Source organism: Flavobacteriales bacterium (assembly GCA_020635395.1).
Classification (GTDB): Bacteria; Bacteroidota; Bacteroidia; order NS11-12g; family UBA9320; genus UBA987.
In genome coordinates this window covers 33,754-46,780 of record JACJZV010000003.1, presented here as the reverse complement: position 1 = coordinate 46,780, position 13,027 = coordinate 33,754, and the positions used below count along the sequence as shown (strand labels likewise).

The window sequence follows — 13,027 nt, the reverse complement described above, 5'->3', positions numbered from 1 at the left end:
TTTTATTTACCAATTCGTTGTTAATCAGATAAATTTGCCCAAATGCGAAATTTTTTTCTATTATTCTTTTTGGCTTTAAACCTTGTCGGTTTTGCACAAGACACCGATGAGGAGTTGGCTGCTCAATATTTTAACAACGAAGAATATGACAAAGCCGAAATACTGTATCAACGGCTTCACAAAAAAAACAGCGAATCGGTTTATATTTATCAAAACTACCTTAACTGTCTTTTAAAGCTAAACAACCTTTCGGAAGCTGAAAAAATGGTTTCGAGGCAGGTAAAAAAATATCCCGACAAACCCCTTTATGTGGTTGACTTGGGCTACCTATTTAAGGAAACCGGAAAAACAAAAGAGGCTGACGAATTGTATGAAAACGCCATTTCAAAAGCGGTTTCCTCTCTAAAAAGAGATGCCAGCACCGTAGAAGTTGAGCAACTTGCGGGTGCATTGGTAAAAAGAGATGAATATGATTTTGCCAAAAAAGCATTGCTGGAAGGACGAAAAGCAAGCGGATATTCTATCCTTTTTTCACAAAACTTAATGGACATTTACAAAGCCAAAGGCCAGTCGGAAGCGTTGGTAAACGAATGTTTGGATGTATTGGCCGAAGCACCTTCCGACTTGGAACGAGTCAAATCAAATCTCGTTTTTTTGGTTGACCGCGACATAAAAATGGACTATTTGCAAGAAAAAGCGGCTTTGTATATTCAAAAACACCCACAAAACACGTCGTTCGACGATTTGTTGATGTGGATTTTTGTTCAACAAAAGAAGTTTAACTCTGCCCTGCGGCAAGCAGCCGCCATGGATAAACGAAACAAAACGGATGGCAGAACGCTGATAGAACTTGCCGAAACCTGCCTTTCGAACGATGAGTTTGAGGTGGCCGAAAAATGTTTCGACAAGGTGCTGGAATTTGGCAATGATGGCTACTACTATCTTGTGGCAAAAGCAGGAAAACTTGAAACGGCCTATCGCAGAATAACAACCAGTCAAAACTTTTCGGAGCAGGATGTAAATAATCTTGTCGGTCAGTATGAAAACATGATTGCCACCTACGGAAAAGACCAGCACACGGCACCCAGCATTAAAGAATTGTCCGACATCTATATTTTTTACAAACACGATGCAGGCAAGGGCATTGAATTGCTCGAGGGGCTTTTGACTATTCCATATTTGCCTAGAAATGATTTGGGTGAGTACAAACTTGCCCTGGGCGATGCCTATTTGATTAAAGGAGATATTTGGGAAGCCACGTTGCTGTATGGCCAAGTGGATAAAGAATTTAAAGAGGATGCACTTGGGCAGGAGGCAAAGTTTAGAAATGCCCGATTGAGTTATTTTAAGGGAGATTTTGACTGGGCAAAAGAACAATTAGACGTGCTAAAAACGGCCACATCACAACTTATTTCAAACAATGCCATTGAGCTGACATTGCTTATTAAAGACAACACCGGACTGGACAGCAACACCGATGCAATGAAGGCATTTGCCACCTCTCAACTGTTGCTTTTTCAAAACAAATTAGATGAAAGCCTTTCTATACTCAACAAACTTCCGCTGGCCTATCCAAACCATGCCTTAGAGGATGAAATATACCTTGCAAAGGCACAAATTTTCTTTAAGCAAGGATTGTATGAAAAAGCGGAAGAATATTACCAAAACATCATTAACTATTTTGCTGATGATATTTTGGCCGACAACGCACTTTTTGCATTGGCCAAGCTATACGAACACCAGTTGAACAATCCGGAAAAAGCCATTGAAATGTACGAAAAAATCATTTTTAACTACCCGGGAAGTTTATTTGTGGTAGATGCCCGAAAACGCTACAACAAACTAAAATCAAACATTGCACCACAGTAAGGTTTGGCTTTGGTTGTTTTGCAATCTTGACGGGGAGTTTCCATGAACCCCTGAATTAACATATAGGAACGCCTTATTCTGCCAATACCCGCAAGGACGGTCAGGGTGTACTTTCTCAAACCCTTTGTTTATGCAGTCCCGATAGCTATCGGGCACCTTTTAAAGTAGCCCCTAGTATCCTTATATCGAACATTGGAATTAGCTAATGTATTGTTTTTCAATATTTTGTATTTTTGATGCCCTTGAATTTTGTGTTCGTTATTTAGAACGCACTTTTTCAAAAAAAATGTCTCAATTATATGAAACATCGAAATTCGTATCATTCAACTATCAAACTTGCTTTTGCATTAGATATTCATAAACAATGGTTACCGGATTCATTTATCAAATCTATTCCTCGATCGACTTCTTGGGCTTGGAAATTTGATACAACCGAGAAGTTTGTAGGTCATCAATATGCTATTGATATAAACGATAATGTGGAAGAACTCAAATTGTTGTATGATGATAAATTGAAGCGTGAGAAACAATTGCTCATTGCCTATGCCCGGATTAAAATCATCATACTCGAATTTTTTGGTAAAAACCAGTACAAAACTTTTCTCAAAGAAAACTTCAGAGAAATACTCCGATTCATTTATGCCTCAAAAAATACATTCGATGGGGGAGTGAGGTCAATGTGCAGATTCCTTGAAATACATCCAAGTACTTTTGCTTATTGGAGAAAATCTTTAGAAGTACACTGTGTTAATTCTCCCATTGGTGTATGTTTAAAGAAAGTTCCAAATCAGGTAACTTTAAAAGAACTTCAAACCATTAGAAGTCTTTTGAACAGAAAACGATTTCTCCATTGGCCAATTGCTTCTGTTTGGGCTTATGCCGTTCGAAACAACCATGTAAACCTTTCATTATCTTCGTGGTATGCCTACAATAAGAAGTATCATTTTCGAACACGAAAACCCAAGTTTAATAAATACAAGGATTATGATCCTTTGAGAGCCCAAAGACCCAATCATACATGGCATGCCGATGTGACTGTTGTAAAAACCCTTGACGGGTTGAAAAACTATGTTTATCTCATTGTCGATAATTTCTCTAAGTTTATCATCAACTGGAAGGTTTCTGATAAATGTAATGGTGCCATTCGCACTAAATCTATCAAAGAAGCAGTTAAACAACAATTTAGTGATGATTTGGAGGTTACTAAATCCATTGACTTAATCGTCGATGGAGGAAGTGAAAACAACAACCAAACCGTTGAAGCCTATATCAGGAAATCTCACATAGATATTACCAAAAAAGTAGCTCTTAAGGATATTGTACAATCCAACTCAATGGTAGAAGCCAGCAACAAAATCCTCAAGCACCAGTATCTTTTTAAACAACCTATTGCCAACATTAATCACTTAAGGGAGCATCTCAACGAGGCGGTGTTCGATTTTAACCATCAGAGACCGCATTGTGTTCTTGGATTATATACTCCTGCTGAAGTTCATTACAACAACAAACCTCGGATTGACAAAGACAAAATCAAGAAAGAAGTCAAAGAACGCATTAAATTAAACCTAAACAATGGTTGCGGATCAGGATGTTAATAAAATGAACCAAAATCAATTCATTTCAATCAAACAAGGGTAATCCTTTCCATTTTCAAATTCGTTTTCTTCTCAAAAGTATTTCAATTCTCTTTTTTCAAAACCAAAATTAAAAACAAGGTCATCAAAACACTTGTGTTTCTAAGTGTCTGATAATCAATATTGCCGTCCCGATAGCTATCGGGATAACGAACGACCTATTCTGCTAATACATACATTTCCAAACCCTTTGTTTATGTAGAGTTTCAATTTCATTTCTTGTTTCCGGTTTCGTATTCTAATCTTCTACCCCCATCCTAGTTGCCGGAGATTGCTTATTTCATATACTTTTTGGCCACGTATAACCTCCGTCACCTCCGGCTCTTCTGGGTTGGGTGGCGGTGTGCTGCCTATTACTAGGTTGGGCATATATTGACCCAATCGGCTGCTGCCGTATATGGGGGCTGTTTCCCACACCAAGGTGCTGCTTTCTTCTATATAGGTGCTCATTATGTTGCTGGAGGCATCACGAATATACCACGTTTTTTTGTTTGTTAGCAATGCCTTTGTTTATGAAGGGTTTTGATTTTATTTCTTGTTTCTTTGTTTTGTATTCTCGTCTCGTACTCCTGTGTTAATTGCCTCGCAGCCCCGGAGAGTACTATATTCATATATTAGAAACAAAATTAGTCCACTTATTTTTATCCTCAACCTTCATTTTCTTTCTCCATTCTACCCAAGGTTCTTCGGCTGAAACTAACTTTAGTAATTCTTCATTAAGATTGCTCTCGGTTATCGAATAAAAAATCATATTTGCTACCCAATCTTTAGATTCATCATCAAACCACTTTAAAATTGTTTTCAAAGATTCTTTACTTAATTGTGGGCTGTAAAAATTAGAAAAACTTGAACAAGAAACTACAATAACGTATGTATATACATATGTACTATCATTTATTTCGACATTCCGAGGACGACTCACTTTATAATTGATATTGTAATTGGTAATGTTATTCAGACAATCTATCGTTAAACTGTCATTATTTATTTCTATGGTCTCAACATCCTTGATGTGAGCACCAAAACTTCCAATACCTTGAACACTAAACAAAAATGCAATCAAGGTAGTAAAGGTACAGATTGGACGAACACTCTTACTCATTTCCTTTAGTAATATTGTCGTAGTTGCTTTCATATATTGCTTTTATTTCAGGATTCTGGGTCTCAATGAATGAAGCAATTAGATTTAAGCAACCTTTCCGGTCAACTATGTGTCCTTCATACTCCCCTCCCTCTTTGTACAATTTAAAAATATGCTTTATCCCTTCATAACTTCCATCATCCGCTTCAGGATTTTCATGCTGAAACTCCAAAACGTTGAACACGGCAAGAGCCTCTGCTTGAAATTGCCCAGACACATATTCTTCTTTTGTGAGAGAACCTTCTTTTGCTTTTTCATCCAGTTTATCGTACTTCGGCATATTCCCCACATTTGTAACTTCATAAACTAACGTAGTTAGTGTTCGGGGATCGTCGTTAACAGAATGTTGGGGTAGTCCAATGTAACCATTTTGACCCGAAACAACACTACTTGGAGTGTTTTTCTGGGTTTCAGTCAGATTAGCCCTTGTCCCTTTATCGTATAAGTAAATATTTTCAACATTTTCAGTACTATTTATAATGGACTGAAATACTTGTGAAGCTTCGAGCAGTTTTAAAAGACATTCCAATTGATTTTTTTCATCTGAGCTAAAACCATTTGGATTCTCTGGTCCAAAAACAACAATTGTTGGATTTTTATCATCCGAACTTTCAAGTCCATCCAAATCAATAGCATGAATGGGTTGATTCGAAGCAAACTGATACGGAGTGTACCATGGATAAGACTGCGTTAGAGGATCAACACTCAAAAACTTACCGATGGCAGGATTGTAAATTCTAAAGCCATAATCGTAAGTAGATTGGCCGCCGCCCATGCCTTCTTTGTCTTGTTCTTTGCCATTGAAGCCAAACCGATACCCCTCCCCAGTCAACGTCGCCGAGCGGCCATCCATCTGCATACCGAATGGATAGTAATCATTTGCACTTAAAAGCTCGGCATCGTAAATAGGTAAAAGGTTGGGGCAAGTAAGCATTTTACGGTCACTTACTACCGCCAACACATTGCCTAAATGATTGCTTAACTCATACATTTTTAATCCTCTTATGTCTTTTGCTTCGTCTGCCGGAATGCCTGACGAAACCGGAACACCATTGCTGCAAATAAGTTTTTCGGGTTTAAACATCCCAACCCGACTGCTTCCATACATCATGGCCTCTTTCCACACCAAATCGTTATTGGCTAACGAATAAGTAGAAATTACATTGCCCGAAGCGTCACGAATATAATAGGTTTCTTCTACTGAAACAATAGTACCCATGGCGTTTTTGGTAATAACCCGTTTCATGGCTCTGTTGCCATCGGGTGTATATTCAAACTCTAAATCGGCAAGTATTGGGGCGGTATTGTTTTTGTCTATGGATTTTATTTTGCCATACACCGTCCACTCAATATTGTCTATGCCTTCCGCTTGGTCAGAAATTAAGTTTCCAATTTCATCGTATAGGTAGTTGCCGGGAAGCTGGTCGTCAATATCGTTAGTGTAGTTGGATGAATTAACCATATCACTTACGTACTCCAGTTTGTTTGTGCCGGGGAAGTAGTGGTAGATAAAATTATCCATTTGAGTGTTTACAGCGGTAGTACCATTTCTGCTCAATGTCATTATGTTACCGTTTGCATCGTAGGTATAGTTGCATGCATAATCCTGCAATGGCCCTGAAGATGGCTGCCTCCAGTGGTTCGTGGTAACGTTTATATCATCCCATGCAGTGGCTGATTTAATTCGATTCAACTGGTCGTATGTATAAGCCATACCCATGGGCTCTCCGTTTGTGCCCATAAAGGGTTGAAGGGCGGTAATCATGTGTTTGATGTTGCCGTTAAACAAATCAGGTGAGGCCGACCCAAAATCGGAGCTGGATGTTTGCGAAAAGGCCAAGTCGCTGGAAAGAATGGAGCCAATTTCATAAAAATCACCTTCGTAATAGCCCAAGCTAAAGCCAAAAACGTCTTTGCCCACATATTCGTTTATAGAACCCGATTGACCGTCTCTGCCGATATCTCTGTCAGATTTTAAAGTATTGCTGTTTACACCTTTTAGCCAACCCTGTATGGTGTAAGCATAGTCAATGCCTTGCACCCTGAGGTCACCAATTTCTTGCCGCATCAGTGGCCCGTGCCTAAAATATTCATAGGATGCATCTTTATCCCAATGCACACCGTTGGATGAAGTGTAGGCTGCCACCAAGCGGTTGTCATCATCGTATTCGTATTTATGAATAAACTGGTCTTCCTGGTCTTTTTGGTAAGTAAAGGTATTTACGTTCCCACTGATAAGTTCGTAATCATATTCCAATAGTCGGAACTCTTGGTTGATGGAAGCTAGTGCCGTGTATTCCTGCACCAATTGTTTTACGTTTCCATGTATGTCGTAGCTGTAATGTGTTCCGTAATTGTAGGTATAATCATCGTTGTCGTAGGCGTCTTCATAAGTCATGGACACCACCCTTGATCGAAGATTGTCGGCACTAAAGTTCTTATACGAAATAGCAAACAAATCGTTGTCATAATACGAATGTGTCACCTGCTCGCGGGTGTTGGCATTGGCAATAAAGTTGGCCAAATCATTTTCGTCAAAGGCTATTTGCCAACTCATGGCATTCCAATTGGCTATTTGTCCTACTTCCGAAATTCTACCTTGTTCATCGAACACGGTGTAGCTAAACTGGGGTGGGGCCATTGCATTGTGGTTTGGAATGTCGTGTTGTTTTTGGTTTTGGCTTATGACCAATCTTCCCAAATTGTCGTACCAAAAGTTCGACTCACCACCATCGGGGGTGTTTTGCTGAACAATTTGATTTAAACTGTTTTGCGAGTAAGTGGTTATTAATTGATGGTTGTTGTAAATAGGTGAGGCAATACCACTTCGTGCAGCTTCAATTTGATTGAAATCAGCTTGAGCAGTAATAAAATCTACTCCCGCAGGTGGTACGGTTTGCACCAAGTTATTCGACAAATCGTAGTAATAAAGGGTGTAATGGTATTCGTTAAGGTCGTAGGTTCTGGTGAAGTTTTCAGACGAAAATCCGGTACGACAATGTTCTACATAGCGTTTTTCAAAATCATCTTCTAAATCCTCGATATATTTTTTATATGCACGTTTTGCATTATAGGTAGCCACTTGGTCCTTAAAGTTTCGACAAGGGTCTTCGTCAATTTCGAATTCTTGATAATAGGGTTTATTGCAGAGTTTTATACAAGGCCTTGAAATCTTTTCTTGTGCCGGAGCAGAGGTATACAAGGTCATTACAAACTCCACAGGAAATAAATTACTCATGCCGTCATCCTGCAAGGCATACACCTTGAATTTGTTCGGGAAATAACAACCTACACCATTTTGTAGGGGTTCGATAGAGGTAAAATCCACGACACTTCCAAAATCGAAATAGTAATTGCCATTGTAATATGGTGCTGTTGCGTAGTAAAGCTCAAAATTGGTGAAGTGCGTACAGTTATCGGAAATATATGAGCTTATAAAAAACTTGGAAAGGTCTAGGTTTTGAAATTTTAAGGTACTCAAACAACTTCCGTCGTACCAATCGCTGTTGTAATAGGTGGGTATGTCAGGTTGCAAATACCAGTTGCTGGTCAACAGTCTATTCGGCACGCTTCCCCATGAACCTGGGGTGGTAACAATTTCATTTAAAACTTCAAGGAAATAGAGTGCTGCCGTATCTACCTCACGACAATCGCCGGAACATCCGCTTCCGTCCAAATTAGAACAAAAACAGTCAATATAAAGATCCAAAAACATCTCCACAGGAATGTTGATGTTTGGATAATTTGGATCCGGATACGCTCCATAAAATTGTTCCATAAAATCTTCCAATAGTTCTTTGTCGCAAGTGGAACAATTAGAGATACTGTTGAGATTGCAGTAGGCTTGTAGGTTGGAAATAATGTTCGGGTCAACATTGGTTTCGTAATCCTGTAAGAACTGAGAAAAAATGGAACAATCCTCTTTGTTAAGTGGTGTTGTAAGTATGGTGATAGCACCCAAATTAGTAATAATTGGATCAGGATTAGTACAATCAAAACAAGATGGAACCATAGGTGCATTTGTTCCCGTATAGAAATATTCAATTGCCTTTTTCTGAGCAGAGCTCCAAGCGTATGTACTCGCCGGCGGAATGACATTATTAGCCGCATCGGCTAAATAGGCCTTACGGCATAGACTTTCGATGTCTTCAAAGTCAAATCCAGGCATTTCACAGTTAAGTATATTGTTTACCCAATCACTAAAAGGTGGTTTGGGTGTGGGAGCTGAATTATAGCTCTCTTTGAGTCCAATTAATTTGTTGCAAACACAATCATCCAAATCTTGCATGCCCGTTTGGATTTGCATATTGTCTTGGGTTGATGCCCATTCAATCTGCTCAATGTAGCCCTTATACCAATCAAGAGGTAAGTTCTTTTGACGAGTCGGATTGGTATTATTTTCTTTTAGTTGATACGGAACATTTAACACATCATTAAAGGCATAGCCTTCATAGTACTGAAGGTACAGTTCAATGGTAAAAGAATCCTTGATGTTTGAGTTTAGTGAAGCACATTGCTGCATAAAATCAATGTATTCCCAATAGGTAAGATTAAACTTGAGCCGTTTGTTTAGTTGTTGCTCCAGAATAACTTGATAGTTGGGTATGGTTTGTATATCCACACCATAATAGGTGTTTATCTCAACGAGTGTCTCGTAAAATTCGTAACAGTCCACGCAGGAATTGCAACTGCTGTCAGGACCGTATTGAGCAATCATGGATTTCTTTAGGTCTTCGTTGGTTTCGTTTAAAATGCAGTCATCCAGTTCAAGCGTTTCAGGATTACATCCTTCTATATCCGGTTTTTTCCATGCCAAATAATCGTGATCGTAACTCATTGGGAAGTTAATCAGGTTGACGTCACAAACTCCAGCTTGTCGACGGGTGTCGGTTGGTGGTATTACGTGGTCAAAAATATCTTCAAAAGAAGTGGCTGTTATTCCAAGTACTGATACTGATTGTCCCGTAGCTAAATCAATAGAACCAAAAGGTCGGTCAGTGTCACATCCGGCGGTACATACGGCTACAAATCCAAGTGCCAAATCGTCCTTTTCACTTGGAGTTAATGTACACTTCTCCAGTTTAAAAAGCCAAGATTCGACATTTGCCTCACAGGTGGATTGGCAGTAGTCGTCAATTTCTGTTTGAGTCTGAGATACTGCCATGCTTTTTACATCAGAAATTCTATTGTCTTCATCCACCACACTGGGGTAACGTTTTTGGTAGCCTGATGGAATGGAAGGATTGCATCCGAATGTTGTCTCAATCAATCGTTTTTTCTCCATAAGATAAATAGAGCGGAACATAATCCATATTCGATCTAGGTATGGTTCACAAATTCCTGATGGACTCCAATCCGAACCACTAAGGCAGGTTAAAATATCCGAACAAGTTCCATTTTCCATGCCACAGATATAAGTGGCCATGGCCGCTTCCCATGCACTAATATTCCTGCAATTTATGTCTTCCGGATCTGGATTCTTAAAGGCAACAAGTGCCGTTTCTAAGCTCCCTGAAACACCATTACCCGTTCCATTGGAAGCAAAAAATGGATCCAATTCGTTGATGGTCACATTTGGCACATACGAACCGCTCATCCCTAATGGATTTAAAAAACCGCGGCTATAAGCCTCGGCGTACGTTTTAGTTTCCATCATGTCTCGGTCATACTCATCACTTTCCGTTTCATTCATGCAAAACTCATACTCGCAATATTCAGGATGCAGTTTTACCAATGCGTCAATCCATTTCTCATCAAAATTCTCTACATACTCCTGAGGTGTCATAAAGATGGGTTTCGTTTTTTCACCAGCCACCATAATCCAAGGATCTACGTTGCCACCATTGGAGTAATCTGTCATGTAATTTGACCCATTCATAACGTAATATTGATAGGTAAAACCAACCGTTGACACCTCCGCTTCATCAAGCATTCCATGACCTACAAAGTTGCCATTTGCATCATATTCATATTGTGCATATTGTCCTCCCGGTCTCATATCGGCCTTTAACTGCTCTAAAAAGACTTGGCAACTTGTAAAATCTGATGAACACAGCTCATCACAATCTGCTTTAATCTGATCGAAAAGATCCTCAATGGCAGCTTGATCTTCGGCATCTGGCGTTACACCACTGTTAACCAATTCCTGAAGCTTGGCATTAACAAAGTCGGTTTTGTTTTGAGCAGTTGAATAGAGTTCGCTGCATACCTCACAATCCAACTCGCAATCATCATAATTTACTTCTGCTAAGTATTGGTCAATAAAATCTTGTTCGGATAATAAGTCATCTTTATTGGCCAAATATTGTGCTTTGTAATATTCTATCGCATCCTGACTTATTTTCAGTCGCTTGCTTATCATGTACGTTCCAGTACTAAGGGTAATAATGATGTCTTGATTATTTAAATCGGCATCGGTATCAAAACTGTAAGAAAGGCTACCATCACAGTTCACATCAAAGTCCTGACCAATTTTACCAATTAATCGTTTTATAGGCTGATTCCCGACGGTGTTTGGGTCGCCATCCAATACCTCGTTCATACATTCATCTGTTACACTTATTTCAAGCTCATATACACAATCGTAACATAAACCAATGGTGTGTTCATCTGTAAATGTAGGTATATCAATGTTGTAACTGAGCGTGTGTGCCACATCCTGATTTTCAACAATGATTTGTTTGTTTATTGTAAACTCATCCAGTCGAGACCCAAGTTCATCCGAATTTAACGTTACAGTTAGCGTTGTGGAGTTTAATGCGGTAGGCAACGCATCCAAATTATCAGGAGATTCACCGGCCAAAGCTGTTGCAATCACTCTACCCGAAAGATCCAAATAAGAAACACTTACTTGTCCATTTGGGTCAACCACCATGTTTTTTTGATAATGTTTGTAATTGCCCACATTGTTTCCGAACAATCGATCTAGCTCCACCTGTTCAGGTGTTGCATAATAATATTTTGTTTCATGGCCGGTTCCAAGTTGATGATCAATTCCCACACCTCCTTGTCGACGTACTCTTCCCGTATTGTCCGGAGTATATTCGGTAACAGCAAAGGCATATCCCAATGCATGGGGTATGTATTCATAGCCTAAATTTGAGGCTAACGGATTGTTTGACGAATAATATTTTGATGCACCACTTGTATTATCCATGGTGTTGATGCTTCGAGTGCAGTTCGCACTCATGTCAAAATCAGAACGGGTATAAGCTTCTCCAGATGTTGAACTCAGGTTAAAACCTTCATAAAATCGAAGCTTGTTTTCGAAGGCAGGTGCCGGAATTGCAGTTACAGCAGGACGACCGTTGTGATCATAAAATGTTTCTGCTACAGCCGCATCCTGCTCGGTATTTAATCGTGTTACTGTTTGTCTTTGTCTTAATGAACCATCGAAATAAGCAATTACCTCTTTTCGCAAACCATTTTCGGCATACGTTGCACTGTATTGCCAGTTTAGGTTTGGTTCATGAACTTGAATGGATGTAAAGGGTACAGGAAAAGCTTCGGCAGTTAAAACAAAGGTGTTTAAATAATTGGATCCATTGTTTGACCAGACTCCATTGACACGATGTTCAAAGTTAGCTCCTGTTTTGCCAACAGCTCTTACACGACACACCACATAGCCTTGGTCAAAGACGGATGAAAAATCGTAGTAGGTGTTGGTTAAGATAACACGTGAGGCGTTGTTTTTAAACTCAATATACAAGTCTCCGGCAGTTTTAGGAGTAGCATCAACGTCATAATCGTCAATGTACTGCCACTCCAATTCATATTCTTCGGCACCATCAACAGCATTCCAAGATACCCTAATTTGGTCGCTTAAAGCCAAGTATTGCCAACTATTAAAACTCGGTGTGAAATTAGCATCAATGTCTTGGTATCTTTCTATTGTTATGGCATTGTACAGTTTTACAAAGTTTTTATTTGTGGTGCTACTCATGTTGAGTATCTTGGCCTCAACCCAATACGCATTTTCAAATACAAAACTATGTTCATCTAAGTTGGTCTGACCTACGGTTGCATCATAATCAACATTCAACGTCTTGAGATACGTATTGTTGTTAAAGGTTTGATTGATTTCATCCCATTCCCGAGTATTTATTTCCAAATCTATAGAAAATGAAAACTGACTCGGTGGACAAGTCGAAACATCATAATCGATTTCCAATCCAATGACATTGTTAACATGCCTTAAATAATACCCTGGACTTCCAACGGGGGAGAGCGGATTTGTCATTCCGTTGGACTGATAGGTTACCACATCATAATTTAAAACGGTCCCCATCAGCGATAGACCTGTTCCAACCTGAGTTACCCTTAATTCGGGTTCTATACCTCCGAAACTTGTTAAGTAACTAACAAGAAGAACGATTGCTAAATG

Annotated in this window: 5 protein-coding genes; 2 read left to right on the top strand and 3 right to left on the bottom strand. The window is 39.3% G+C overall.

Going from position 1 to position 13,027, the window contains the following annotated elements; all coding sequences use genetic code 11:
- The first annotated feature begins 42 nt into the window (after nt 1-42).
- The gene (locus H6607_09535; protein ID MCB9262603.1) at nt 43-1,869 is read left to right on the top strand and encodes a tetratricopeptide repeat protein; all 1,827 of its coding nucleotides are present in this window, start codon (nt 43-45) and stop codon (nt 1,867-1,869) included.
- 299 nt (nt 1,870-2,168) lie between these two features.
- Nucleotides 2,169-3,464 carry a DDE-type integrase/transposase/recombinase gene (locus tag H6607_09530; GenBank protein MCB9262602.1) on the top strand — a complete coding sequence of 432 codons (1,296 nt, stop codon included), beginning with the start codon at nt 2,169-2,171 and terminating at the stop codon, nt 3,462-3,464.
- Nucleotides 3,465-3,749: 285 nt separating this feature from the next.
- On the opposite strand, the gene H6607_09525 is transcribed toward H6607_09530, so the two are convergent.
- The 3 genes from H6607_09525 to H6607_09515 all read right to left on the bottom strand — a co-directional run bounded on the left by H6607_09525 (nt 3,750) and on the right by H6607_09515 (nt 12,931).
- On the bottom strand, nt 3,750-3,953 hold the full coding sequence (locus H6607_09525) for a hypothetical protein (protein ID MCB9262601.1): 204 nt from the start codon (nt 3,951-3,953) through the stop codon (nt 3,750-3,752).
- Nucleotides 3,954-4,110: 157 nt separating this feature from the next.
- Nucleotides 4,111-4,605: a hypothetical protein gene (locus tag H6607_09520; protein MCB9262600.1), complete on the bottom strand. Its 495-nt coding sequence runs from the start codon at nt 4,603-4,605 to the stop codon at nt 4,111-4,113.
- Nucleotides 4,598-12,931 carry an RHS repeat-associated core domain-containing protein gene (locus H6607_09515; protein MCB9262599.1) on the bottom strand — a complete coding sequence of 2,778 codons (8,334 nt, stop codon included), beginning with the start codon at nt 12,929-12,931 and terminating at the stop codon, nt 4,598-4,600. The genes H6607_09520 and H6607_09515 overlap by 8 nt, the downstream gene beginning before the upstream one ends.
- Nucleotides 12,932-13,027: the final 96 nt, after the last annotated feature.